At 39.8% G+C, this 26,203-nt stretch carries 25 protein-coding genes; 7 read left to right on the forward strand and 18 right to left on the reverse strand.

The features are described 5' to 3' along the window. Window positions 1–39: 39 nt before the first annotated feature. The gene (locus RCC89_10455) at window positions 40–810 is read right to left on the reverse strand and encodes an AMP nucleosidase (protein WMJ73578.1); all 771 of its coding nucleotides are present in this window, start codon (window positions 808–810) and stop codon (window positions 40–42) included. Window positions 811–932: 122 nt separating this feature from the next. Between RCC89_10455 and RCC89_10460 the strand changes: the two genes are divergently transcribed. Continuing rightward, window positions 933–1,301 (forward strand): type I restriction enzyme HsdR N-terminal domain-containing protein, encoded by a 369-nt coding sequence (locus RCC89_10460; protein WMJ73579.1) that lies wholly within the window; start codon window positions 933–935, stop codon window positions 1,299–1,301. A gap of 1 nt (window position 1,302) precedes the next feature. On the opposite strand, the gene ald is transcribed toward RCC89_10460, so the two are convergent. After that, window positions 1,303–2,418 carry an alanine dehydrogenase gene (gene ald / locus RCC89_10465; protein ID WMJ73580.1) on the reverse strand — a complete coding sequence of 372 codons (1,116 nt, stop codon included), beginning with the start codon at window positions 2,416–2,418 and terminating at the stop codon, window positions 1,303–1,305. Window positions 2,419–2,741: 323 nt separating this feature from the next. Next, window positions 2,742–3,518, reverse strand: a complete 777-nt coding sequence (locus tag RCC89_10470) for a DUF1573 domain-containing protein (GenBank protein ID WMJ73581.1) — start codon at window positions 3,516–3,518, stop codon at window positions 2,742–2,744. Between the two features lie 181 nt (window positions 3,519–3,699). Between RCC89_10470 and RCC89_10475 the strand changes: the two genes are divergently transcribed. After that, window positions 3,700–6,105 (forward strand): thiamine pyrophosphate-dependent enzyme, encoded by a 2,406-nt coding sequence (locus tag RCC89_10475; protein WMJ73582.1) that lies wholly within the window; start codon window positions 3,700–3,702, stop codon window positions 6,103–6,105. A gap of 118 nt (window positions 6,106–6,223) precedes the next feature. On the opposite strand, the gene RCC89_10480 is transcribed toward RCC89_10475, so the two are convergent. After that, entirely contained in the window at window positions 6,224–6,718 is a 495-nt protein-coding gene (locus RCC89_10480) for a hypothetical protein (GenBank protein ID WMJ73583.1), read from the reverse strand. A gap of 20 nt (window positions 6,719–6,738) precedes the next feature. Between RCC89_10480 and RCC89_10485 the strand changes: the two genes are divergently transcribed. Continuing rightward, complete coding sequence (locus RCC89_10485; protein WMJ73584.1) at window positions 6,739–7,716, forward strand: acyl transferase; 978 nt, start codon at window positions 6,739–6,741, stop codon at window positions 7,714–7,716. A 2-nt stretch (window positions 7,717–7,718) separates the two neighbouring features. Here the strand turns inward: RCC89_10485 and RCC89_10490 are convergent, their stop codons facing one another. Further along, window positions 7,719–8,243, reverse strand: a complete 525-nt coding sequence (locus tag RCC89_10490; protein ID WMJ73585.1) for a hypothetical protein — start codon at window positions 8,241–8,243, stop codon at window positions 7,719–7,721. Window positions 8,244–8,507: 264 nt separating this feature from the next. Here RCC89_10490 and RCC89_10495 point away from each other — a divergent pair, with 264 nt between their 5' ends. Beyond that, complete coding sequence (locus RCC89_10495; GenBank protein WMJ73586.1) at window positions 8,508–8,660, forward strand: lmo0937 family membrane protein; 153 nt, start codon at window positions 8,508–8,510, stop codon at window positions 8,658–8,660. 106 nt (window positions 8,661–8,766) lie between these two features. On the opposite strand, the gene RCC89_10500 is transcribed toward RCC89_10495, so the two are convergent. Beyond that, a complete protein-coding gene (locus RCC89_10500; GenBank protein WMJ73587.1) occupies window positions 8,767–9,282 on the reverse strand; it encodes an acyl-CoA thioesterase in 516 nt (171 codons plus the stop codon). A 129-nt stretch (window positions 9,283–9,411) separates the two neighbouring features. Continuing rightward, window positions 9,412–10,323, reverse strand: a complete 912-nt coding sequence (locus RCC89_10505; protein ID WMJ73588.1) for a diacylglycerol kinase family protein — start codon at window positions 10,321–10,323, stop codon at window positions 9,412–9,414. 111 nt (window positions 10,324–10,434) lie between these two features. Between RCC89_10505 and surE the strand changes: the two genes are divergently transcribed. Then, window positions 10,435–11,175: a 5'/3'-nucleotidase SurE gene (gene surE / locus RCC89_10510; GenBank protein ID WMJ73589.1), complete on the forward strand. Its 741-nt coding sequence runs from the start codon at window positions 10,435–10,437 to the stop codon at window positions 11,173–11,175. Window positions 11,176–11,259: 84 nt separating this feature from the next. Then, window positions 11,260–11,697, forward strand: coding sequence for a response regulator (locus RCC89_10515; GenBank protein WMJ73590.1), 438 nt, complete (start codon window positions 11,260–11,262; stop codon window positions 11,695–11,697). A 22-nt stretch (window positions 11,698–11,719) separates the two neighbouring features. Here the strand turns inward: RCC89_10515 and RCC89_10520 are convergent, their stop codons facing one another. The 9 genes from RCC89_10520 to RCC89_10560 all read right to left on the reverse strand — a co-directional run bounded on the left by RCC89_10520 (window position 11,720) and on the right by RCC89_10560 (window position 21,711). Next, the gene (locus RCC89_10520; protein ID WMJ73591.1) at window positions 11,720–12,985 is read right to left on the reverse strand and encodes a GAF domain-containing sensor histidine kinase; all 1,266 of its coding nucleotides are present in this window, start codon (window positions 12,983–12,985) and stop codon (window positions 11,720–11,722) included. A 130-nt stretch (window positions 12,986–13,115) separates the two neighbouring features. Next, complete coding sequence (locus RCC89_10525) at window positions 13,116–14,228, reverse strand: glycoside hydrolase family 5 protein (GenBank protein ID WMJ73592.1); 1,113 nt, start codon at window positions 14,226–14,228, stop codon at window positions 13,116–13,118. 216 nt (window positions 14,229–14,444) lie between these two features. After that, complete coding sequence (gene moaA, locus RCC89_10530; protein ID WMJ73593.1) at window positions 14,445–15,425, reverse strand: GTP 3',8-cyclase MoaA; 981 nt, start codon at window positions 15,423–15,425, stop codon at window positions 14,445–14,447. Window positions 15,426–15,462: 37 nt separating this feature from the next. Next, window positions 15,463–16,716, reverse strand: a complete 1,254-nt coding sequence (gene nrfD / locus RCC89_10535) for an NrfD/PsrC family molybdoenzyme membrane anchor subunit (GenBank protein WMJ73594.1) — start codon at window positions 16,714–16,716, stop codon at window positions 15,463–15,465. Window positions 16,717–16,730: 14 nt separating this feature from the next. Beyond that, window positions 16,731–17,768: a 4Fe-4S dicluster domain-containing protein gene (locus RCC89_10540; GenBank protein WMJ73595.1), complete on the reverse strand. Its 1,038-nt coding sequence runs from the start codon at window positions 17,766–17,768 to the stop codon at window positions 16,731–16,733. Window positions 17,769–17,785: 17 nt separating this feature from the next. Continuing rightward, the gene (locus RCC89_10545) at window positions 17,786–18,430 is read right to left on the reverse strand and encodes a hypothetical protein (GenBank protein ID WMJ73596.1); all 645 of its coding nucleotides are present in this window, start codon (window positions 18,428–18,430) and stop codon (window positions 17,786–17,788) included. After that, window positions 18,423–19,124 carry a nitrate reductase cytochrome c-type subunit gene (locus RCC89_10550; GenBank protein WMJ73597.1) on the reverse strand — a complete coding sequence of 234 codons (702 nt, stop codon included), beginning with the start codon at window positions 19,122–19,124 and terminating at the stop codon, window positions 18,423–18,425. The genes RCC89_10545 and RCC89_10550 overlap by 8 nt, the downstream gene beginning before the upstream one ends. A gap of 12 nt (window positions 19,125–19,136) precedes the next feature. Then, window positions 19,137–21,461, reverse strand: coding sequence for a molybdopterin-dependent oxidoreductase (locus RCC89_10555; protein WMJ73598.1), 2,325 nt, complete (start codon window positions 21,459–21,461; stop codon window positions 19,137–19,139). A gap of 13 nt (window positions 21,462–21,474) precedes the next feature. Beyond that, window positions 21,475–21,711, reverse strand: coding sequence for a hypothetical protein (locus RCC89_10560; protein ID WMJ73599.1), 237 nt, complete (start codon window positions 21,709–21,711; stop codon window positions 21,475–21,477). Window positions 21,712–22,102: 391 nt separating this feature from the next. Here RCC89_10560 and RCC89_10565 point away from each other — a divergent pair, with 391 nt between their 5' ends. Continuing rightward, the gene (locus RCC89_10565; protein WMJ73600.1) at window positions 22,103–24,403 is read left to right on the forward strand and encodes a nitric-oxide reductase large subunit; all 2,301 of its coding nucleotides are present in this window, start codon (window positions 22,103–22,105) and stop codon (window positions 24,401–24,403) included. A 61-nt stretch (window positions 24,404–24,464) separates the two neighbouring features. Here the strand turns inward: RCC89_10565 and RCC89_10570 are convergent, their stop codons facing one another. After that, window positions 24,465–25,244 (reverse strand): methyltransferase domain-containing protein, encoded by a 780-nt coding sequence (locus RCC89_10570; GenBank protein WMJ73601.1) that lies wholly within the window; start codon window positions 25,242–25,244, stop codon window positions 24,465–24,467. A gap of 5 nt (window positions 25,245–25,249) precedes the next feature. After that, window positions 25,250–25,975 carry an iron-sulfur cluster repair di-iron protein gene (gene ric / locus RCC89_10575; GenBank protein ID WMJ73602.1) on the reverse strand — a complete coding sequence of 242 codons (726 nt, stop codon included), beginning with the start codon at window positions 25,973–25,975 and terminating at the stop codon, window positions 25,250–25,252. Window positions 25,976–26,203 lie beyond the last annotated feature (228 nt).

Raw genomic sequence — 26,203 nt, forward strand, 5'->3', positions numbered from 1 at the left:
CATACCGAGTATAGGCTCCTGTGTACACTTTTCCTGAGACTATTCAAATCTAAGGTGCTTGACAGACTCTCCCGAATTTATAAGCTCTAGTAGCGAATCAATGCCTATTTCTAAATGCTTTGTAACATAATTTTTAGTGACCGTTTCATCGCTTTTAGAAGTTTTTACTCCATCTGGATCCATTGGATTGTCCGAGACCAACAACAAAGCGCCATGGGGGATGCCGTTGTAGAAACCAACCACAAATATGGTGGCTGTTTCCATATCAATGGCCATGGCCCGGATCTGCCTTAGATATTTTTTGAACTTCTCATCATGTTCCCATACCCTTCTGTTGGTTGTATAAACAGTACCTGTCCAGTAGTCCTGTTCATGTTTTTTTATCATTGAAGAAACCGCTCTTTGGAGTCTAAAAGAGGGGAGAGCTGGAATTTCAGGGGGCATATAGTCGTCACTGGTACCTTCGCCTCTTATGGCTGCTATGGGCAGAACAAAATCACCTACCTTAGATTTTTTCAAACCGCCACATTTTCCTAAAAAAAGTGCAGCCTTTGGCTTTACAGCAGAAAGTAGATCCATTACAGTAGCTGCTACTGCACTTCCCATCCCAAAGTTGACTATGGTAATGTTGTTGGCCGTAGCTGTTTGCATAGGCCGGTCTTTACCAATTATTTCAACATTGAATTTTTCTGCAAACATTTCTACATAGTTGATGAAGTTTGTCAGTAAAATATATTCTCCAAACTCATCCAATGAAGTTCCGGTGTACCTTGGTAACCAGTCATTGACAATTTCCTCTTTACTTTTCATAGTATATGTAGTTCTCTGAACGTATATTTGTTAATATGACCAGACTTAATTTTCCTGAATTTGAATTCAGATTTCAGCAAGTTAATGGGAAAACCCATATTTTCGACATTATACGAAAAAAAATGATAATGTTAACTCCCGAAGAGTGGGTTCGCCAGCATTTTGTACATCTTCTTATTAAATATTACCATTATCCCAAGTCTTTGATAAAGTTGGAGTCCGGATTGCGTTACAATAAATTACTCAAACGTACGGATATTGTTATCTATAACCGAACGGGTGAATGTTTTATGATTGTAGAATGTAAAGCTCCTGAGGTGAAGATCGATGAAAAAGTTTTTAGTCAGGCCTCTGTGTATAACCAAACTCTCAAGGCTAATTATATACTAGTTTCTAATGGAATAAAGCATTTTTGTTGCTTTATTGACCATAAAGAAGGTACCAGTAAATTTATTTCTGGCATACCTGCTTTCCCTCAACCTTCTGAATAGACTATTTTAGTATATCCTCAACCGGTATATAAGGCAGGTTGAAAGCTTCTGCGACGCCTTGGTATACTACCTTCCCTTGGACAATATTGAGGCCCTTTTTTAGCTCATTGTTTTGTGTGCATGCATATTCCCAACCCTTGTCTGCCAAATTGACAATATAAGGCAGTGTAATGTTTGTAAGTGCTCTGGTAGAGGTATGCGGAACGGCACCTGGAATATTGGCTACGCAGTAGTGTTGGATATCATTGACGGTATAGACAGGGTTGTCATGGGTTGTGGGCTTGCATGTCTCTATACAGCCACCTTGGTCTACGGCTACGTCTACAATGACAGATCCTGGCTTCATAAAAGAAAGCATTTCTTTGGTAATCAGTTTTGGCGCTTTGGCTCCTGGCACTAGCACAGCCCCTATTACTAAATCAGCAAATTTAAGGTTTTCAACAATATTGTATTCGTTTGAAAGCTCAGTTTTGACATTGGCTGGCAATATGTCAGATAAATAGCGTAACCTTGCAGGGCTAATGTCCATAATAATGACATCCGCACCAAGGCCAGCTGCCATTTTTGCAGCTTGGGTACCTACCACGCCGCCTCCCAAAATTATTACATTGGCGGGTTTTACCCCAGGCACACCGCCTAACAAAACACCTCTGCCTCCAAATGGCTTTTCAAGGTATTTAGCTCCTTGTTGAACAGACATCCTTCCGGCTACCTCTGACATAGGAACCAATATAGGTAAGCTATAATCTGACTTTTCTACCGTTTCATAGGCTATACAAGTTGAACCATTTTCTATCATGGCCTTTGTCAATGTTTCGGAGGACGCAAAGTGGAAGAAGGTAAATACCAACTGGTCTTTTTTTATTAATTCATACTCGGACGGCAAAGGCTCTTTTACCTTTACAATCATGTCACTTTGTCTGTATACTTCATCAGCACTTTCAATAATTAAAGCACCTACTCCTGTAAATTCACTGTCGCTTATGCCAGAATTTAAGCCTGCGTTTTTCTCTATAAGTACTTTATGCCCTTTGGCCGTTAAGGTTTTAGCGCCGGCAGGTGTCAAGGCTATGCGATATTCATTGTTTTTTATTTCTTTAGGTACTCCAATAACCATGTCTCTTTTTTTTAGAAATTTAACCTAAAATATGCATTAGAACTTCTATTTCGTGGCAAAATACTTCAAATCAAACGCTTTGCTCGCATTTGGTTTTTAACCATAGGGCCATTATGCTTTGCAAACCAAAAACGCTGATTTTTTGTTCTTTCGCCCCTTGTAACGAAATCCAATGCATAACCCAAGTTAAAGAATATACTTTTTTTAGAACAAATTTCTTCTGGAATTTATACGCAAAGGTTTGAAAAAAGGTAGGCTGAGGAGTATAAAAAAAAGGCTCTACCTAGGAGGGTACAGCCTTTTTTATTGGAGGGGTTGTGTTTTTACTTGAAAGGTACTGCGCTTCCTTCTTCTTTAACTGGAGAGTCAGAAGACAGACTTTCAACTACATCTGCAGAAAGGGTAACTGTTGATTTAGGATTGTTAATGTCATTGGACGAAATGATGATTTTGTCCGTATTTGGCCCATCATAATAAGGTGAGTATATGATTTCAAGCTCACCTGTTTCTCCGGCAGGTATTTCCCCATCTATATTATGAGAAACACAGCCACAAGCAGCTTTTACCGAGTTAATGGACAATGCTTCTTTACCTGTATTTTTTACTTCCACTTTAAGGCTAACTTTTTGACCTCTTTCTATTTTGCCAAAATGGTGTTTCTCTTTATTAAGGTTAATTGTTGCTGAATTTTTCAGGTCTTCTGCAGAAGGTTCTTCTTTTTCTTCTTTCTTTTCAACGATTCCTTTGATAAAAAGGACTTTGGTCGGCTCTACAGAATTAGAAGTTATAGTAATGCTCTTGTTAAAGACGCCAGGTCTTCCTTGGCTGTTATAAGAGGCTTTAATAGTGCCTTTTTGTCCTGGTCCAACTGGTTCTTTAGGCCATTCTGGTGTCGTACATCCGCAGCTTGGCCTTACATCAGAAATGGTAATTGGGGTCGATCCCGTGTTTACAAACTCAAATTCATACGTAGCCTGAACCCCTTCTTCAATTAAACCAAAGTCATGTTTTTCTTCGGTAAATTTAAAAGACCCATCTTGGGCCAGGGCAGTTACGAATGAAAGCAGAAGTACTGCACCCGATAAAAATAATCGTTTCATAGTTTATTTTAATAAAAGGTTTTTTTTAATGTTTTAAACAGGTTTTTCAAATATACTCAAATACCAAATATTATTCCAATAATTTAAACATTTGCTACTGACTTGGAAAGCTTAAACCTTTTTGTTTATTTTTGGCTTTAAAATTGTATAGGGTATAAACGGTCAAAATAGTTCAAACATTTTGAAGACTCAGGAAAATATCGACGAATTGTCTCTGACAAAGGAAGAAATACTGAATGATTACAGGGTTGCCTGTGAAAGCCGTCAGGCCAGTATTCTTGCACGAAAGGAAGTATATATGGGCAAAGCCAAATTTGGAATATTTGGCACAGGTAAAGAAGTAGCCCAAATAGCCATGGCAAAATATTTCCAATATGGAGATTTTCGATCGGGCTATTACCGAGACCAGACTTTTATGATGGCTATTGATGAGCTATCGTTGCAAGGATATTTTGCCCAACTTTATGCCCATACAGATGTAGAGGCAGATCCAGCTTCGGCAGGTAGGCTGATGATAGGCCACTATGCAACCCGAAGTCTGGACGATAATGGAAAGTGGCGAGACCTTACTGCTATAAAAAACTCAAGCCCCGATATTTCTCCTACTGCTGCTCAAATGCCTAGATTGCTAGGTCTAGCATGGGCATCTAGCCTCTATAGGAAGAATCCAGAGCTTAAGCAGTTTAAGCAGTTTTCAAAAAATGGTAACGAGATCGCATTTGGTACCATCGGAAATGCCGCTGTGGCTGAAGGGGTTTTCTTTGAAGCCATTAATGCAGCAGGTGTTTTGCAAGTCCCTATGCTAACTTCCATCTGGGATGATGGCTATGGTATTTCTGTTCCGCAGGAATATCAAACTACTAAAGTAGATATTTCTGAACTTTTTGAAGGCTTTAAGAGAACTTCTGATGAGCGCGGAATCGAAATTATAAAAGTTGCCGGCTGGGACTATGAAGCTTTGTGCAAAGCTTATAAAAGGGGGGCGGAAATCTGTAGAAAAGACCATGTGCCAGTACTTTTGCATGTATACGACCTAGCTCAACCTTTAGGGCATTCAACATCAGGTTCCCATGAAAGATATAAAACCAAAGAAAGATTGGAGTGGGAAGAGGAGTACGATTGCAATGTGAAGTTTAGGGAATGGATTTTAGATAACAAGATTGCCACAGAAGAAGAAGTGGTGGCTGTAGAAAACAAAGCACAGGAGGCTGCCCGTAAGGCGAGACAGGAGGCTTGGCGTGCCTTTACTGACTCTATGAAGGATGACTATACATTGGCCTTAGAGTTTATTCAAGAAAGTGCAGAACACTCTCCTCATAAAGAGGCTTTGCTTGCTATTAAAGATCAATTAGCGAAGACTATAAACCCAATCAGATCCGATGCGATAAGGGCGGTAAAGAAAGCTTTAAGGTTGTTGCGAGGTGAAGAAAATCCTGCAGTTGGTAAATTACGTGACTGGGTTCGTCGTACAAGTGAAGAGAACTTTGAGCGCTATAGCTCCCATGTCATTAGCCAATCTGAAGACTCTCCTTTACATGTGCCTGTTATAGTACCTGAGTACACAGACGAAAGTCCTATGGTGGATGGGAGAGAGGTGTTGCAGGCAAACTTTGAAGCGCTGTTCCGTAAAGATCCAACGATCGTTGCTTTTGGGGAAGATGTTGGTGTTATAGGTGATGTGAACCAAGGTTTTGCCGGCCTTCAGGAAAAGTTTGGTGAGCTGAGGATTACCGACACCGGTATCCGGGAAACCACTATTATGGGACAAGGTTTGGGTGCGGCTATGCGTGGGCTAAGGCCTATTGCCGAGATTCAGTACCTAGATTATTTGCTCTTTGGGTTACAAACCTTGTCTGATGATTTGGCAACGCTCCATTATAGAACCAAAGGTGGACAAAAAGCGCCAATGATTATTAGAACCAGAGGACACCGTTTGGAAGGTGTTTGGCATTCTGGCTCTCCTATAGGAATGATCTTAGGTTCTTTAAGGGGCATTCACTTATTGGTGCCAAGAAACATGACTCAAGCCGCAGGGCTTTATAATACCATGCTTCAATCTGATGATCCAGCTTTGATCATTGAGTCTCTCAATGGTTACCGTTTGAAAGAAAAGCTTCCTGCTAACTTGGGGACATTTACGGTTCCATTGGGTGTGCCTGAGATTTTGCGTGAAGGGGCAGATATGACTATAGTAACCTATGGGTCTATGTGCCGAATTGTGCTAGATGCAGCAGAACAATTGCAAAAAGTGGGCGTATCTTGTGAGGTAATAGATGTTCAGACTTTACTGCCTTTCGATATTAACCACACGATTGTGAAGAGTATTAAAAAGACCAACCGTGTGTTGTTTACAGATGAAGATGTTCCTGGTGGCGCTTCAGCTTACATGTTGCAACAGGTTATGGACTTACAAAATGCATGGTATTGGCTGGATTCTGCACCTAAAACTTTAGCCGCAAAAGAACATAGACCGGCATATTCCACAGACGGAGATTACTTCTCTAAGCCAAATGCCGAAGATGTATTTGATGTGGTGTATGAAATGATGCATGAGGCCGATCCTCAGCAGTTTCCTCAGATTTATTGATTTGGGGAAATTGGTTTCTAATAAACCTGTTTGGGAAAAATTGAATTTTTCTATACCTCTTAAGTAGTTACGTTTTTGCTCATTAACATAGAGCGTAGCAATAGGGGGAAGTGCGTGGTTACAAAGGGAAGTCATCATTGTTTTCCTGTCCAATTACAAACTCTGGACTAGTTACAGTGTTGCTATAGTTCATGGCTCGGTCCCTGATCCTTATATCCATTCTATACCTTCCAGGGTGGCGGCTATGAGGGATTAATGGCAAACCTTTTTTTAAGATCCCATCAATAGGCCCTCTATAACTTTTGTCAACCATAGGGGGAAAGGTACCATTGAGGGGTAATTCTAATTCATATAATACAAACTCTCCATTTTGAAATCTGTAAAGGTCTACGAAAAAATTGGGTTCGGCATTTGTTTCTCTGTCTTCCCCTAGGTCTCCATCTCCATCTTCAAAATATAAGTGAATCACCAATGAGTCACTGCTTCCCAAGGTAAACTGTTCTAGTTTTTCAAAACGGATAAATGGTTCGTTTGGGTAATTGGGGCTTTTGCTACAGCTATAAAAGGCCATAGTAGTAAGAAAAAATAATAATATGCAAGTATATTTGCTCATATTAATAAGCTACTGGTTGTATGAATTTTCCTAAAAAATTTAAAAAAGAGTTATTCTCGACTTCTTCCGATGATTTTAACGAAAAAGCTATACGTTTATTCCAATATCAGGCGCAAAATAATGAAATATATAAGAAATACCTTCATGCACTTAATATTGTTGCGGAAGATATAGAGCGAATAGAAGATATTCCTTTTCTACCAGTTTCTCTTTTTAAACACCATAAAGTAATTACAGGTGCTAACGTGTCGGAGTTCTTTTTTATGAGTAGCGGAACCTCAGAAACCGGTCGCAGCCGTCACTATTTACATGACTTGGATTTTTATAGAAAGGTTAGTCAGCACATTTTTGAGCAGCAGTATGGAGCTATTAGTAATATACGCTTGATATGCTTGTTGCCTTCTTATCAGGAAAACCCTCATAGTTCTTTGATATTTATGGCAGATAATTTGATTAAAAAAGCGATGCCAGGTTCAGGGTATGTCAAAACTTCACAGGATACTATTGCTATAGTACGGGAATCTTTGGATGAAGGGGTACAACCGGTACTTCTGGGGGTTACCTTTGCTTTGTTAGAAATGGCAGAGAGGTTTAGTCAAGATCTTCATGGGTTAATTATGATAGAAACTGGAGGTATGAAAGGCAGGCGAAAAGAATTGATAAGAGAAGAACTTCATCAGATACTGTGTGACGCTTTTCACCTTGACCAAATCCATTCTGAATATGGTATGTGTGAATTATTGTCTCAGGCCTATTCTTTGAGGGAAGGCTTGTTTTCTACCCCGCCATGGATGAAAGTTTTGTTGAGGGAAGTTAACGACCCTTTTTCTCTTAGCCAAAAAGGTGCTGGGGGAATTAATATTATAGACCTTGCCAATGTAGACTCTTGTGCCTTTATAGAAACTATGGACATAGGCAGGTACAGGCAAGGAAAATTTGAAGTACTTGGTCGTTTTGACAACAGCGATATCAGGGGGTGTAGCCAACTAATGGTATGACTTTACACCCCAAACAGATTTTTTAAGCCTTGCCATAACTTTTTCTTTACGTTTACATCTGTGGATACTTTCGATAGAGGGTCGGAAAATACTGCACTGATATTATTGCCTGAAGAAACCATATATAAATCTGATTGAAAGCCAGCGTATGAAGGATTGATACCAAAGAGCACTGCTTTATGGCATTTAGAAGCATGAAAATAGTCCTGAGGTATCAAGGTTTTTTCAAGAACGGCAAGGGCTATATCCTCTTCTGTTAGCCCAACAGCTCCTAAAATCTTCATCAGTAGTTCTTTTAGAGCAGGGTTGCTAAGCGAGTCATCTCCTATAAGAATTAACACCTTCTTTTTGTTGCCTCCCTTCAGCTCTGGTTGGGTTGGAGCTGCTTTTGTTTTAGGTGGTTTTGCCTCCAGGACATCATCTTGCGCTCCAGTCTGTTTTTTCTTACTGGCAAATTCATTTTTGATCAGGTACAGTGTTTCGGGGAATATGTGTGGAAACAATGCTGATTCTTCAGGTGAAAACATAGGTTTTGTATCTTTTAGAAATGAAAATAATAAAAAATCATGAATAATGGTATTGCTGGATTGGAAATTACCTGATTTTAGGTGAACGGTATTTTTTATGGATTTGTAAAGTGTTTATTGTCAGTTTTTAGAATGTCTTGACTTAGGGTTTAAACATTTTGGGGTGTTTAAAGATGATTATATAAAACAGTTGTTGTAAACATAAGTATTGCCTGTGTGTTATTTATGTGTACGACAGTATGATTGTAAATTAAAAGGAGAATTATGGGAAATCTGCTTTATATAATAGCAATAGTATTGGTAATCATGTGGCTTGTAGGCTTTCTTGGGTTTGGAGATGCCGTAGGAGGAGTAATTCACGTATTATTAGTGCTTGCGGTGATCGCTTTCCTATTACGTGTAATACGGGGAGCCTGACCTTGATACCGATAGAAAGGTACTGACAAAAAGGGCAGTCTTGTAAAGGACTGCCTTTTGTGTTAAGTCCAAGGTTTGTTTGTGCTTGTTTTCCTATACCTTGCGTTTATAACGAAAACAGGTTTTTGAGCTCTGTAGCATCAGAAGGCTGCAGCCTACCGGCCAATATGAGCCTGAGCTGGCGTCTTCTAAGTGCGCTATCATAAAGCTCTTTTTCTTCATCTGTCTCAGGAATTACCTCAGGTACTTCCACTGGTCGCCCAGTATTGTCAACAGCTACAAAAGTGAAAAAAGCCTCATTGCTTTTTATCCTTGAGTTTGTTGTGAAATCTTCTGCCCACACTTTAATATGGATTTCCATAGATGAACTGAACGCTCGAGTTATCTTAGACTCCATTGTTACCACACTTCCCAGCTTTATGGGGTGTGAAAAAGAGACATTGTCTACAGATGCTGTTACCACCACATGGTTTGAATGTTTTTGGGCAGAAATGGCAGATACGACATCCATCAGGTGCATCATTCGCCCACCCATCAGATTGTTAAGTGGGTTGGTATCATTGGGCAGTACCATTTCTGTTTTTATTACCAAGGAGTCTTTGGCGTGTTTTCTAGTTTTCATAAGTTCATTTAAAGCTATTGCAATAGAGGCCTATTGAAATGCATATATACAAAAAAAATGGTTTGCGTCAATGCTGAACAGTCATACACGTCGCATAAATCTTTTGTTTAAATATTTCACATTGTCCATTTACGTATTTTTTAAAAAAGTCAATGCTCTTTTTTGGGGTCTAATAGAAAAACTTATTTGGTTTTTGTTTTTATTGCTGCACGAAGGGGCTTTTTCTATAAATGTATCATCAATATGGGCTTCGCAGTAAGCGCATTGGATTTCTATTTCTTTGGCTTTTACAATGTGCAGGTAATCGTGGCATGGAGTTGTTAGGCAGCTATTTAGAAATTTTATCAAGTTTTCTTTTTGACTATCTTTTACTAATACCAAGTCAAAATATCCGTCATCAGGTTTGGCTTTTGGGGCTAGGTTTAGGTTTGGTCCAATAGAGGCTATGTTCATTATTTCTACCATAAGGTAGGTGCCCGAATATTCCTTTCCATCCGCCTTAATATGATACTGGTTCGGTTGATAGTTTTTTAGAAGCCTTTTCATCATATCCACTGCAAATTTTATTTTTTCTTCAGCGTTTGGAAAAGTAATGTAATTCTCCTTTTTGAGCTTGTGGACAATGGATCCCATATGGGAAAAAAGGCCAAAGCCAATGGATTCGATAAAGTGAGATCTTTCGCAATTGTTTTCCACTAAACCTACATCAAAGGAAATGGTGGATTTGTGCTTGTCTAGCTCTTTTAGCTTGTCTTTGCTAAAGCTTATCCCCAGACATTTTGCTATATTGTTTGCTGTACCACTTGGTATTATATATATGGGATGTTCTCGGCCAATTAAAGTTTTCGAAACTTTTCCTACCGTGCCATCGCCGCCGGCTATTACTACACAGTCTGCTTTTTGCTCAGCTATTTTATGGTATGTTTTTTCTTTTACATTATAGTAATCAATATCATGACCTGCACCGAAAAGTGTCTTTAGTTCCGACTCTGACAAATTTCCATCTCCAGCAGTGGGGTTATGGGCAAAAATAATTTTCATTATAAGAAACGTTTAAACCATCCAGCGTAGGCGTTTTGGGCATAATCTGGATTTTAAGTAACCATCAATGTTTTTATTTGTTATTCTAATAGAATTAACTGCGATTTAGTTATGAGAATTTTGATATCAAATGATGATGGAATTTACAGCCCGGGGATTCTTGCACTGGCAGAAGTGGCCAAAAAGTTCGGTGAAGTCCGGATTGTTGCACCGGATGTTGAACAGTCTTCTATGAGCCATGCTGTAACAGCTTATCGGCCGTTGACATATAAGCACACGCCTATTCAAGGAGGATTTGAAGCATATAGGGTCAATGGTACACCTGCCGATTGTGTTTCTTTGGGGATCTCGCAGTGGGATAACGTAGATGTGGTTCTTTCTGGAATTAATTTAGGGCCAAATTTAGGAAACTCTATATGGCATTCTGGAACGCTTGCCGCTGCGAAACAAGCGACTCTTTTAGGAGTAAGGGGAATTGCTTTTAGTGTACCGGTTTCTAAAGATGAACCAGAATTTGACAATGTTATACCATTTGTCGAGCAAGTTCTAGAAGAGTTGTTGAAAGAAAAAACGCCAGACTTGATCAATGTTAACCTTCCTGAAAATCCACGTGATATTATGTACACAAGGCAGTCAGTAAGGCACTATGATGGAAAAGTAGTGGAAGATCGGGATCCAATGGGGCGTCAGCACTTCTGGTTTACTGTTACTCCTTTAGAAGCAACGGAAGAGGGAACAGACAGGTGGGCCGTAGAAAATAACTATGTAAGCATTACCCCTCTACGGATTGACTTGACGGATGGCCGCAAGCTTGAGAATATGAAGAAATATCATAAAATAGATGTTTGTTAATCTTTAGGGATATATAATCAGGGTTTGAGTAGGTTCAGTTGTATGGCGTAGATATATTCTAGTCATTACAACTGAATGCATTAAATGAAAGAGATTATGATTAATGATAAACTAGAGCAAATATTGATTATAGATGATGACCAAGCACATAATTATGTGGCTACACGGGTTATAGAAAAAATGAAGATTGCCGATAAGGTCAAAACCTTTGCGAATAGTAAAGAGGCTTTGGAGTATATATTAAAGCAGTGTGAGGAGCTGCCTTCCGGTCTCTGCCCAGAGTTGATTTTTATAGATTTTTTCATGCCAGCAATGGATGCAGAAGAATTGATGCGACGCCTGCAAGATGCTAACTTTAGCAACTGGGACAAAGTCGTATTTATTGGTATGTCTGCCGTTGTTAAACAAGAGTCTCAGGAGCGACTTTTTGAGTTGGGGGTTAGGGAAACCGTGGAAAAGCCTTTGTCTACAGAAAAAGTAAAGGATATTTATAGCAGGTATTTTGCAAAGCAAATAACTTAATCTAGAAGAGGTTAGTCTTTTTTTATGTCGGAATGTTTATTGAAAATTTCGTTCCGGAATTTTTTAATGTTTCAGCTGTAACTTCTCCCTCCATTTTATCTATAATGTTTTTGGCTAGATAAAGTCCCAAACCACTGCCTGACGACTTTTCTGTTTTATAAAACATTTCGAAGATGTGGGCTTTGTCTTCTTCTCTCAGCCCTATGCCATTATCTGATATTTCTATAGCTATACCATCTTTACTGTCAAAGATTTGGATATCGATCTGGGGGGTAGTAGAATAGTTGTAAAGTATGCTATTGGCAAAAAATTCTTCTAGCATTACTTCTATCAAAGCTTGATCCGAAGTTAATGGTTTGGTGGCAGAAATTGTTGTTTTGTACTGTACTTCATGTTCGGGAAACCGCTTTTTAACCCTTTTAATAGTGTTGTTTATTGCTTCTTCCCATTCAATGGTTTTAAACTTACAAGGTTCGCGCACGGAAATAAGCTTGACAAGACTTATGATTGTACGGTCTAATTTGTCTTCAGTTTTCTTTAGGAGTTGTAAGTAATTTTTAACCTCTTCTTGGTTTACTTGGTCAAGTGCTAAATTTGTTAACCCTTGTAGCGATTTTATTGGGCCTAATAAATCGTGGGACAGTTTATAAATAAATCGGCTAAGTTCATTGTTAAGGGAAACCAGTTTTTTGTCTCTGATTTCCAGTTCTTCATACTGTTTGTTGATTTCTTGAGTCCTTTCAATGACCCGCTTTTCTAAAAGCTCTTTTTCTTTTTCAAGGGCTTTTTTGTTCATGGTTAATTCAAAAAAAACGATAACCTGCTTGCCTAACAACTTCAGGTTTTTTTTCTCTTCTTCCGAAAGCTTTCGTGGCTGTTTGTCTATTAAAGCCAATGAGCCCATGGCGTATCCTTTTTCATTAATTAAAGGAGTGCCTGCATAGAACCGAATTTCAGGCTCATGGGTTACCAGCGGATTACTCGAAAAGCGATCATCTTTGTGGGTGTTTTCAATTTCGAAAATATCCTCACCCATTATGGTGTATTGGCAAAAGGAAATGCTTCTTTCTGTTTCTTTTACTGAAAGCCCGTGGTTTGACTTGAACCATTGTCTTTTTTCATCGATGATTGTAATAAGAACAATGGGTACATTGAATAATTTTGAGGCAAAAGTGGTTAATTGATCCAGGTCTTTTTCATAGTGTGCATCTAAAAAGTCGTAATCAAGTATGGACTCTAACCTTTTCTGCTCATTTTTAGGAATGGGAAGCTTTCTGATTTTCTTCATTCTACAACTCTTAAAGAATAAATAATCGAGTTTTTCAGGAAATGTTAACTTGTATCAGTAAAAAAAGGTTTAAAAAAGCATTTAGTCTACTTTTTTAAACCTTTTTTTACTGATGTATACAGGATTACGTTTAATCTTCTGATTCCTTATCTGTATTTTCCTCAGGAACTGGGTTTCTAGAGCGGAGGTACGCTTTAACCAGGTGTCCTGATTCTGTGATTTGATAATCTTCCCATCCTCCAGTAGGGTCAGGCCTTACTGTTCCTCCACCATCTGGGTTAGGTGCTCTTTTTAGTGCAGCAGAACCTTCGTTTTTATCAGTTATAGACCAGTTGCAGCCTGAAATATGGTTTTCGTTCATGAAGGTCCACCAGTTTTGTGACCACGCCTCACTAACGCTTCCGTCCCCATCGGCGTTTACTGTACCATATTCTGTTACCATAAGAGCAACACCAAGTCTTAATGCATCCCTGGCATACTGCATAACCCTGTTTCTATGGGTGCCTGCATAATAATGTAGAACATAAGCAACGTTAGGGTCGTCTAATGGATCCATAGCTGCTTGGTCTACTCTTTGTGACCACAATGGAGTGCCACAGGCGATGATGTTGTTTTTGTCGTATTTTCTTATTACCTCAATAATTTCTTCAAAATATGGTTTACAAGTTGCAGACCAAGAGACATCAAGAGGTTCGTTGTATGGTTCATAGATGATATGGGGGTAATGACCGTATTCTTGCGCTATTTCGGCAAAAAATTCCTTAGCCGCTTCTGTATTTGTTGGGTCATGGGCGTTATGGTCATGCCAGTCAACTATAACATATATATCATTTTCTATAGCTGCGTCTATTATTGTTTTTACTTTTTCTTTTTCCCTTTCAGGGTTAGTTAAATAGCCCCCATATTCCACGGCCATTGCAGCACGTACAACTGTACACCGCCATTCGTCACGTAGGTATTTTACTATTTCTTTATTATAAAAAGGGGCACCATCACTCCATTGGCTCCAAAACAGAGACATTCCTTGTAGCTGTACGTAGCCTCCATGCTCTCCAATAATTTTATTCCCGCTTACACTTAACTGCCCATGGCGCTGCACGGAAGGCGTGTTGGTGGGGATTATTATTTCTTCCTCTCGAGGAGCTACTTCCTGCTTTCTGCAACTATGGAACAGTAAAGCTAGACTTATAGTGGCCATAAGACATATAGCTGCATATATAAGTGGATTAGTAGGCTTTCTCATTTGTCTATGTTTAGGGGAAACACTTCTGATAACCAGCAAATGCTTGATTTGTTTATAGTGTAATTTTTACAACTAGACTATAAATATAAAACAAAAAGTACATTTTATATAAAAATAATGAAAGAAAAATGCATTGGCTTAGTTTGAAAGGCTTCAAATTAAGGCGTATCACCCAGTAAACTATAACTTTATAGGGGAGGCAAAGGTGAAAATACCTTACCCTCCAAGATAGGCCATAGAATCTTTAATATCTTCATTGCTTAGAGCATCTGCTTCATAGCCATCTAAGGGTTTGTTGGCTAAAGCTTGTTTGATGTTTTTTAGCAAACCTTGGTCTGAAATATTGCTTCGGAGAAGGTCTCTTAGGTTGGCTGCTGGTGATCCATAGAGACATGTCCTGAAATCTCCATTTGCCGAAAGGCGCATTCTGTTACAGCTTCCGCAAAATGTCCGGCTAAAAGAAGGGATTATCCCTATGCTTCCTGTAAAGCCTTTTACTTTATAGTTTAAGGATGTAGCGTTTGCTGGGTCTTTAAGTTTGTTTATCTCTCCAAAATGATTGACTAGATAATTTAAAATTTTGATGTAGTTCCAGGTCAAGTCAGGAGTGCCACCTTGTGCGTTAAAGGGCATTTCCTCTAAAAAGCGCACACTTAGATTTTTACTTCTTGATAGTTCAGCAAGAGGTATAAGGTCTTCAATATTTTTACCTTCCATTACCACGCAGTTTACTTTTACATTAAAGCCTTCTGCTATTAAGAGGTTCAGGTTTTGGTATACTGTTTCAAAATCGTCTCTACGTGTTATTTTTAGAAAACGGTCTTTGTCTAGTGTGTCAAGGCTTACATTGATATGTTTTATTCCCAAAGACTTTAATTGGTCTATGTAAGGGGTAATCAATGTAGCATTTGTGGTTAAGCTTATTTCTGGTGCATTGGGCAAGGTAGCAAGTTCTGAAAGAAAAAACATAAGATCTTTTCTGACAAAGGGTTCGCCACCTGTTATCCTCACCTTGTCTACTCCGTTAGAGGTTAGTAGATGGCAAACCCTTAGCATTTCTTCCCATGAAAGCACTTTAGACTTTTTCCAAAAAGGTATTCCTTCTTCAGGCATGCAGTAGAAACAGCGTAGGTTGCACTTGTCTGTGACAGATAATCTCAGATAATTTATGTTCCTATGGTGCTGATCTTTTAGCATGTGTTAATTTATTCTTATTTAATGATAAATATAATTATTAAGAAACAAGTTCAGAAACCTCCTGAGGAGAACTCCCATCCTTTTTGGGCTTGTATCTAAGTTTTCCTGTCTCTATGGCTATGGCCGCTTTTACAAGTATAGTAAATAAAAATGCTCCAAGTGCATAAATAGCTATAGTAATTCCAATTTCATGAAAAGAGGGGTTATAATCTGATATGTCATCCCAAGCACCTGGTATAAATCCAGGAATGATCAGTCCCATACCTTTTTCAATCCAAATACCAACAAAAAGCAATATACAAGCTACTGTTAGGAATTTAAAGTTTTTCCTGAACATATGTATGGAAAGAATAGCTGTAGCTAAGATGTTCATGGCAAGTGCTGAGTAAATCCAAGGCGCCAGAGGTGCATGGCCGTCTACTCCAAAGAATAGGTACATGGCGCTGCTGCTGTGGTGCGTAGGGAAATAAAACTCTTTGAATAGTTCAGAAGCAAGCATGACAAGGTTTATCTGTGCTGCTACTGTTACTACCATAGCTATTTTATGGAGCGTCTTGTTTTCAATTTTATAGTCAGAAAACTTGTTGATCATTTCCAATACAACAATAATCAATGCCGGTCCTGCTGCAAAAGCTGAAGCAAGGAACCTTGGCCCCAACAAAGAGCTATTCCAGAATGGTCTTGCTGGCAAACCTGCATAAAGAAAAGCTGTTACTAAGTGAATACCCACTGCCCAAAAAACAGATAGCATGACACCGGGAATATACACGTTTTTGTTAGGTGTCTTGCCCTGATACCTTCTGTATAAGATATACATTGGTATAGTTATGTTTATAAAGAGGTATCCGTTCAGGACGATTACGTCCCATGCCAACATGGAATCCGGCCAGTTCATGCCTCCTTTAGCAGGTATAAGGTGCCAAAAACGAGCAGGGCCACCCAAATCAACGGTAACAAAGGCTAGACACATGACCAAGGCTGCTACGGCAAGACCTTCACCTATGAGTACTGCCTTTGAAAAATCAATATCTTTTAAAACATAAGTTGGCAAAACAAGCATAACAGCCGCTGCGGCAACACCTACCAGAAAGGTAAAGTTTGAAATATAGAGTCCCCAGCTAATTTTGTCGTGCATGCCGGTTACAATCAACCCTTCTGTGATTTGTTCATAATATAGAAAAGCCCCTGTGAGCATAAGAAATGTCAGGATGCTCATCCATATATGATAAGGCGTGTTACCTCTGATTACTGTCGAAAAGCTGTCTTTGACCAGGCTTATAAAAACTTTCATATACGAGACTTTTTTTAATCCATGAAATACCAGAACTTAGGTTCAGTACCTAAATCCTCTTTTAATCTAAATACCTTTTTGTTGTCCAGAATCCAGCGTATTTCGCTTTTTGGATCTAACAGGTTTCCAAATATTCTTGCTCCAGTAGGACAAGCCTCTACACAAGCAGGGCTCTTGCCGTCCCTAGACCTTTGGATACAAAAGGTGCATTTTTCCATTACCCCCTTTTTGCGAAGCCTGTTACCAAGGTAATGCTGATTTTTATTGACTTCTTCTTCAGGAACATGTGGCGTGGTCCAATTGAACCGGCGACCATCGTAAGGGCAGGCGGCCATACAATAACGGCAACCGATGCACCAGTCATAGTCAACTACTACTATTCCGTCCGGCTCTAACCAGGTCGCTTGTACTGGACATGCTTTTACACATGGAGGGTTTTGACAATGAAAACATTGTGTGCCAAGGTAAAAATGTCCGGCTGCTGGTACTTCATGATAGAATTGGTCATCGGCCATTTCGAAGTTGATGGCTCCTTTTTCCATTTCATGGATGCGGATATACTGCATTTCAGAAGCCCTGTCCTGGTTGTTTTCTTCAATACAGGCATTGACGCAGTCCATATATCCTTTACATTGTGATATATTAAATGCGTATCCATAAAGCACATCCTCTACGGCACCTTTGGAAGAAACCTTGATTTTTCTGCCATTTTTTAACTCATAATGACGTTCCAAACGCTCAACGGTAGCGTTTTTTTCTTCCTCTGTCATTACTTTGTAGTTTCCTTTAAAGTACTCTTCCCATTCGATCTGGGCTTTTTCTTTGGTTTCTCCGCTAGATAAAACACTGCAAGAAGAGTTGACCAGTCCGGCACCAGCCAATAAGCCAGCAGACAGCTTTTTCAATGCATCACGACGGTCTGTTTTTTTGTCCAGGACCTGGTCGTATCCGCTTTTTTTGCCTTCACAAGAACAGTTGCCGGAACCGCATCCCTGCGCTTGCTCTTTGTCTGAAGGTGTATCTTTTTTCTTTTTAAATCTATCAAATAGCATAATCAATATCTTTTAATCTATTTCTTGTTAGGATATAGAGTGTTTGTGTTAATCCTTGCTGGCCACCTTGGCTCGAAAGAAGGTTTGTGCGGGTTATGGCAGTCTACACACGTGTTGATGACCCTGGGCTGTGTCCAGCCACCTAGCCGTTTTCCATGACTACCGCCCAGCCAATCTTTATACTGAGGTGAATGGCATTGTGCACATTGTTTGTAGCTATGGTCTACACTTATAGATTTTCCCGTTAAAGATACCAGCTCATCCATGTCTCCTTTGGTATTATGGCAGGTATTGCAATCCATACTCTCTGCTGACGCATGTTGTAGGTGGATGTTCCAGTGGGATTTTTTCTTCCCTTCCTCGCACTTTGCTTCTTCTTTTAATTCTTTTAAAGAAGAAGTGTGGCAATTGGAACAAGGGTGAGAGTTGATCCTATGCGACCTTTGTGTAATAAGAAAGGTGTCATTGGTATTAACCTCGGCTACAAGTGTTCTGATGTTTTCCAAATGGTCTTCAGAGGTCATGGAATAGGTTATTTCCCGATCATGCCCTTTTACTTCCTGAGTAATGGTATGGTGGTGGCCACCTCCATTACAGCCAGAAATGAACAGCAGCAGTCCAAAGAAGGATATGAGTTTTAATGTTGAATCTATCTTAGTCATTGCTTTCAGTTTTTCTGGTAAAATCCTTTATCCTTTTAAATTCCTCTGGGGTCTTTGCTGGTACATGGCATTGCTTACAGTTAGACCTTTCTGGGTGCGAAACCCTGATTTCCTTTGGTGCCGCTGGACCAGCATGGCATGACAAACAGTTGGAACGCATTTCCAATGTATGCGGAATAACCGGAGGTGATCCTTCAAGGGCTGCATTGCCAGTAGAAGGCGCTTTTGCTCCTTTAAACCTGCTTTCCCTGAACAGTTCGTCTGTATTTGCCGGTACATGGCACTGGTTGCAACTGACCAGCTCGGGATGCGGTGTTACTGGCGCATAAGCTTTGAACTGCTGCACATAGCCACCGTTCTCATGGCACTGAAGACAGCCTTTTTCCCCTATACTTATCCCTGGGTTAACCACAGGGTGGGGGATTACTGGTGGCGCTCCTGAATAAGCACGGTTTTGGTGGTACTCTTCTAATACCCTGTTGTGCAAATGGTCTTCAGGCATGTTTAGGTAATCAAACCCTGACCGCCTGAACACCCCTTCTTCAATTGGAATGGATGCGGTCTTGTCCGTTGCAGGAAATGCTTCATCCGCTTCTTCAATTTCTGATACAATACTGACATTGAGTATAAATAAGAATGAAGCTGCTAAAAGGGCAAAAATCAGGATTATATTTCTTCTGCTAGTATTTGACATAATCTACAGGTTTTAGCTGACGGCCTTTTCTACTTTTACTGCACATTTCTTATAGTCCGGTTGTTTAGAAATAGGACAGAAAGCATCTAGTGTAAGGTCGTTTATTAGCATATGTTCATCAAAAAATGGTACAAAAACTTGTCCTCTTGTAGGAACGGCCCGCTCGTTTATCGATGCAGGAAGGGTTAATGTACCTCTTCTGGTGGTGAGCTTTACTTTTTCACCATTTCTTATATCCAAGTTTTTAGCATCATCAGGATTAAGCTCGACATAAGCATGCGGAACTGCCTGGTGCAAGACTTTTACCCTTCTTGTCATGCTTCCAGAGTGCCAGTGCTCTATTACACGACCTGTGTTGAGCCAGAACGGGTAGTCATCGCAAGGCTCTTCGGGAGCAGGCTCATAAGGACGGAACCATATCCAGGCTTTTCCTTCAGGCTTACCATAGAATTCTATTTTCCCATTTTTTACTGCTGGGTCATATTCCGCATTATATCTCCACTTGGTTTCTTTGCCCTCATAGAAAGGCCATAGCACGCCAGGTCTTTCTTTGAGTAACTTATATGGTGCCATACCGTGAATAGGTCCTTCATGGAACTGAATGTACTCATTCCAAATTTTCTCAATATGGTTTTCTTGTGTCCAAGGGAACAGTTCTCCAAAGCCCAATCTTTTACCTACTTCAATCAATTGCCAGCAATCACTCATCGCTTCTCCTACAGGCTCCACCATTTTGTTGAAATGTTGGGTCCTCCGCTCAGCGTTGCCAAACATACCTTCTCTTTCTATCCACATGGCAGAAGGCAAGATTACGTCGGCTACATCTGTGGTTGGGGTAGGGTAGACATCAGACACTACTACAAATCCTTTTTCAGTAGCTGGACGGTAACGGTTAAGTTTAGGCATGGTCACCATTGGGTTGGTTACCTGTATCCACATAAACTTAAGATCGCCACGGTCTAGCGCACGAAACATCTCCACTGTATGCAAAGTCGGCTTGTCTGGGATTCTTTCTACAGGCACATTCCAGATTTTGGCTGCAAATTTTCTATCCTCTTCATTGGTTACTACACCTTTAGGAAGTTTATGGGTAAGGGTGCCCACTTCTCTCACTGTACCGCACGCACTTGGCTGTCCGGTGAGAGAAAAAGGACTGTTGCCAGGCGTAGAGATTTTTCCTGTTAATAAATGTATGTTATAAACCAAGTTGTTGATCCATGTTCCTCTGGTATGCTGGTTCATGCCCATACACCAGAATGAAGTTACTTTCGTATTAGGGTTTCCGTACAAGTGGGCCAAATATTTCAGGTCTTTAACAGAAACACCGCTTAGTTTCGCTACTTTGTCAGGCCTGTAATCTTCTAGAGACTCTCTGAATTCATCGAAAGACATGTTTTCGTCTTGGTCGGTGAAAGCAAACTTGTCTTCCAGACCATAGCCTATATTGGTTTTGCCTTTTTTGAATACACAATGATCTTTTACAAATTTATTATTGACCCAACCGTTGTTTACAAGCTCATAACATATAGCATTGGCAATGGCCAAATCTGTTTGAGGATTGAAGTACATGACCTTGTCCGATGCAGCACTGGTTCTTGTTTTTCTGGTGGTCAGGTCTATGATCCGTACGTTTTTCCTTTTTTGTTTTTGGTCCAACATTCTAGAGAAAAGCACCGGGTGCATTTCAGACATATTGTTTCCCCAAAGGACAAAAACATCTGCGTGGTCTATATCCTCATAACATCCCATAGGCTCGTCTTTGCCAAAGGTGGTCATGAAACCAGTAACCGCACTGGCCATACAGAGCCTTGCGTTGGCTTCAATGTTATTGCTTCCTATACCCGCTCTCATAAATTTAGAAGCCACGTAGCCATCAGGAATGGTCCATTGCCCGGAACCATAAATGGCAACAGAGTCTTTGCCATGTTCTTTAATGGTTTCGCGCATTTTAGAAGCTACTAAGTCTAAAGCTTCTTCCATGCTGGTTTCTACAAATTTTCCATTCTTTCTTACCAAAGGCTTTGTTAACCTATCTTTGCCATAAAGTGCCATTACCGAATGGTAACCTTTGACACAGCAAAGGCCTTTGTTTACTGGGCTTGCAGGGTCTCCTTTAACAGCTACTGCTTTTCCACCTTGGAGGCCGACTAAAAGACCACAGCCAGTTCCGCAGAAACGGCATGGTGTTTTTTGCCAGTCCATTATTCCTGGAGGTATATTGTTTTCTTGTTCTTTTGAAAAAATAACTCCTGGAAATAGCGATGCTGCTGCGGTCATGGCAGAAACTCTGGCTACAGCTTTTAAAAAGTTTCGACGGTCTATAGGATTGGTTATCATGGGTTAATTCTTTTTAAGCTTGGTTAGACATAAATCCGGATACAAGAGTGATATGCTTTAAGGCTGGAATAGCGTTTATATGCTCCATTAACTTTTCCTCTTGTGCCTCATCTGCAGTGTCTGTCACGACTATCACAATGTCCCTGTTTTCGGCAGGATATGAACTGCACGAGTTGAATTTTTTCAGGGCTTGTATCAGCTCATTTTTTTTACCCTCTGTAGGGAGAAGTATATAGCTTTTTACCGGCATAGTCTTTTGTCTTTTGTTTTTTTCTAAATTATGAGTGGGAAAAGCCTTTCAGGTTTCCACTTGATACAAAAGTAAGACGTGCTTTTTCCTGATGCTCTGAGGTGTATCAATGGAAAAAATGATCTATATCAATTTTTAAATCTTGTCAATTTCTACTTTTGTTTATGTAAGTATATGATACATAGGTTTATGTGTGTGTGTTTTTGCCTGTTTGGCTAAGGAATTGTCTGAAGTTTATTTTTTTTGATCTGTCACAGGCTCTAGGATAGCAACTCTTTATAAGTGTGGTGTAGGAATTTTTTTATGCTCTTTCAAAGAGCATTGTTGTAAACATTATCTAATAATGCAGGTTATGTTGATTTTATGTAAAGTATTAAGCGTTTTTTTATTTATGTTATCCAACCACAGAAATTTATGGATCGGGTTTTTTCTGGTCATTATAGTTTCTTTTTCCGTTTTAGGTTATTATGGTTTTCGTCTTTATAGGGAAGCGCCTCCTATTCCTGAGCAGGTTGTAACTACTGATGGGGCGGTTGTTTTTACCAAGGAAGATATTCAGACTGGTCAAAATGTGTGGCAATCAATAGGAGGACAGGAGGTTGGCAGCATATGGGGGCATGGGGCTTATCAAGCTCCAGATTGGACTGCCGATTGGTTGCATAGAGAAGCAATGTTTATATTGAATAAATGGGCTGTAGGTGCTGGTGCTCCTGATTATGAAAACCTGCCAAAAGAAGAACAGGCTGCGCTTCGATCCCGTCTTGAAGATTTGTTAAGAGAAAATACTTATGATGCAGCAACAGGAACCTTAACCATATCAGATTTAAGGGCAGAAGCTATTGGTCATGTTGGTTCTTTTTATCAGGGACTTTTTATGGATGACCCTGCTCTTGAAAATTACCGAGAGGGTTATGCTATTCCTGAAAACACAATCAAAGATTCTGATAGAATGAATCAGATGAATGCCTTTTTTTTCTGGGCTTCCTGGGCATGTGTAACCCAGCGACCTGGTCAGGAAATTAGTTATACCCATAATTGGCCGCCTGATGAACTAATTGGCAATAGACCTACCGGGGAGCTTGTTGTCTGGACAGGTGTGAGTGTTATATTATTGCTTTTTGGCATAGGTTTGCTTGCCTATTATTATGCTGCCCAAAAAGAAGAAGAGTTAGATCATGAGACCTTTCCGGATAAAGACCCACTGTTAGGTTTAAAGCCTACGCCTTCTATGAAAGCTACACTCAAATACTTTTGGGTTGTGGCTGCCCTGATTGTGATTCAGGTATTATTGGGGACTGTTACTGCCCATTATGGTGTTGAAGGTTCTGGGTTTTACGGTTTCCCGCTTGCAGAGTTTTTACCATATTCTCTTACGAGAACATATCATGTTCAGCTGGGGATATTTTGGATTGCCACTAGCTGGCTGGCCACAGGGCTTTTCATTGCCCCGGCAGTTTCAGGTCATGAACCCAAATTCCAAAAAGCAGGGGTGAACTTTTTATTTATTTGTCTTCTGATAATTGTTGCTGGGTCCTTGATAGGGCAGTGGTATGGAGTAATGCAGGAGTTTGGTCATGATGCTAATTTTTGGTTTGGTCACCAGGGGTATGAGTATGTTGACCTAGGAAGGTTTTGGCAGATATTCCTTCTGGTGGGACTGTTTTTATGGTTGTTTTTGATGGTCAGGGCTATTGCTCCGGCCTTTACAAAAGAAAGAGAAAGCAGGCATATGCTGGCTATGTTCTCTATAAGCTGTGCTGCTATTGCTTTGTTTTATGGTGCAGGTTTGATGTGGGGGAGAAGTACCAATCTTGCCATTGTAGAGTATTGGAGGTGGTGGGTTGTCCATTTGTGGGTAGAGGGCTTCTTTGAAGTATTTGCCACTGTTGTTATCGCATTCCTTTTTGTCAGAATGGGACTTCTTCGTGTAAAGATTGCTACAGTTACTGTTTTGTTCTCTACCATAGTTTTTTTATTTGGAGGCATTATAGGTACGTTTCATCACCTATATTTTACAGGAACACCTACCGGTGTAATGGCTTTTGGAGCAACTTTTAGCGCCTTGGAATGTGTCCCTTTGATTTTAATAGGTTTTGAAGCCTATCATAATCTAAAACTTAGCCGGGCCACAGAGTGGATAAAAACGTATAAATGGCCTATTTACTGCTTTATTGCTGTAGCTTTTTGGAATTTTCTAGGTGCCGGTATTTTTGGATTTGTCATTAACCCTCCTATAGCACTTTATTATATGCAGGGGCTGAATACAACTCCTGTACATGGGCATACTGCTTTGTTTGGTGTTTATGGTTTTTTGGGAATAGGTCTCATGCTTTTTGTGCTCAAAGGGTTGGCTGCAAAAAATGTTTGGAAAGAAGGATCTATACGTTTAGCGTTTTGGTCCATAAATATAGGACTAATGGCCATGGTTTTACTAAGCCTGCTTCCGATTGGTCTTCTTCAGACAATTGCTAGTGTGCGGCATGGAATGTGGTATGCGCGTAGCCTAGAGTTTATGGAGCAGCCAATTATGGATACCCTCCGCTGGTTGAGGGTTATCGGGGATACTGTTTTTTCAATAGGTGCCTTGGCTTTGGGGTATTTTGTAATAGGTTTAAAAACAGGATGGACGTTAGAAAAAGAGAAAGACCTTACACAAAACAACTATCCATCCATTAAGGAGGAGGAAGTATAGGTTTTATAAAAAACTAATATAGCTGTACCAGTTCAGGTACAGCTATATTATATTCAATTTGTCAAGGTTTTATTCCTATAATAGAGATTGCTTTCATATTGGGTTCTAGAGCTCTGAACATTTTTCTCATGCTTAAGACCCTGTTTAGTGCACCAGGGGTTCTTAAAGCATTAAAACCTATTTTTAATACACCGGTCACTCCTTCATCTTTCACCAGTCTGCCGGTTTCCAGTAAATGCATTGGTGAATAAAGTACCTTTTTAATCTTAAACCCTGCTTTGACGAATAATGAAGTCCACTCGTTTAATGTAAGAGGCCTGGCATTTACGTGGATATTTCCAGATATGCCTTTGCTAAGCATATTTTTTTTGTCATCTGATATATCTTCAGGAACCAAACATATTTCATGGATAGCGTACTTGCCATTTCGTTTTAGCAGTCGATAAGCTTCATTTATAATTTGCTGTTTGTTGCTTTTAGATTGCATGGTCAGCATGGCTTCACCAATTACTTTGCTGGCACATGCATCAGGAAGCCCTGTATTGACCGCATTGGCATTAATAAACTGTATATAATTGCCAGGATATTTTTTGGAAAGCGTAGTTACAACTTCTTTGTTTTGGTCAATGCCATAGTATCTGTGCAGTTCGCCTGCTAATATTTTATGGGCAGTAGCGCCAATGCCTGGGGCTAGCTCTACTACCGTATCCTGCCTGCGGATGTTCAGGTGCTTTAATATCAGGTTTGTCAGCTCCACGCCGCCAGGTCTCAGGATTTTTTTCCCGAGCCTGGCTAGCAACCAATGCCCTGGCATTTTGCTGACTTCATATTTGTCAAACATACTTGTTATCCATTAAGTCTTTTCTCCATGTCAATGGCTTGAGGGAACAATATGTTGTTTTCTAAATGAATATGCAAATGGAGATCGTCTTCAAATTCCTTGATTAAGGCCAGTGTAACTCTATAGGTATTGCAGCCGTCTGCCGGTGGTGTATAGTTATTGCTTAACTCCGCAATTTTACGAAATCGTTCTCCTTCAGCATCATGTTCATGCATCATCATCTGAACCGGATTTTCTACTGTGCCGAAATGTGGAGCGGAAAGTGGTGTGCCGGATACTTCTGCTTCTACCATTTTTCTTACAAATGGAAAAAGAATAAACTCTTCTTTTTTCATATGTGCTGTCAAATCTCCTGCTGATTGGTTGAACAAATCGTAGATTTCAAACAATTCGGGATGCTGTTTCCCATGTACTGATGAAAGCTTCTTAAGGTACTGTTGAATTACAGGAATTTTTTCAGCAACATAGCGGTGATGCTTTTTTTCTATATAGTCTGCGAGTAAATCTAGAGGCCATGATTTATAATCTGAGTTTGAGCTTTCTTTCTCTAGCGTAACTTTGTTTAGGTCAGTTAACAGTTTTTCATGACTTAGGTTGTTTTTCTCACAAACCTCTGAAATAGTCCTGTTGCCTTTGCAGCAAAAATCCACTCCGAATTTTTCAAATACTGCTGCAGTTCTATAATCATCTGCTACTATTTGGCCTATTGTTTTTTCCTCAGTGATGTTCATATATTTTTTATTTAAGTGCAATATGTTGACAAGTTTCTTTTTATCTTTAATGATCAAACACGGGTATTATCTCTCAATGTTCCTTTATCTATGCTATTATGATTTATGTCAATTTTTTTCGAGAAATTATTGGTGTACTGTAGTTTGATCGGTGCTTTTTTCTTGGTTTACAATGAAGTGGTAAAGGTAAATACTCTTCAATACATAATTTCTGATGATTGTCACTTC

Source organism: Cytophagaceae bacterium ABcell3 (assembly GCA_030913385.1).
In the GTDB taxonomy this organism is placed as follows: Bacteria; Bacteroidota; Bacteroidia; order Cytophagales; family Cytophagaceae; genus ABcell3.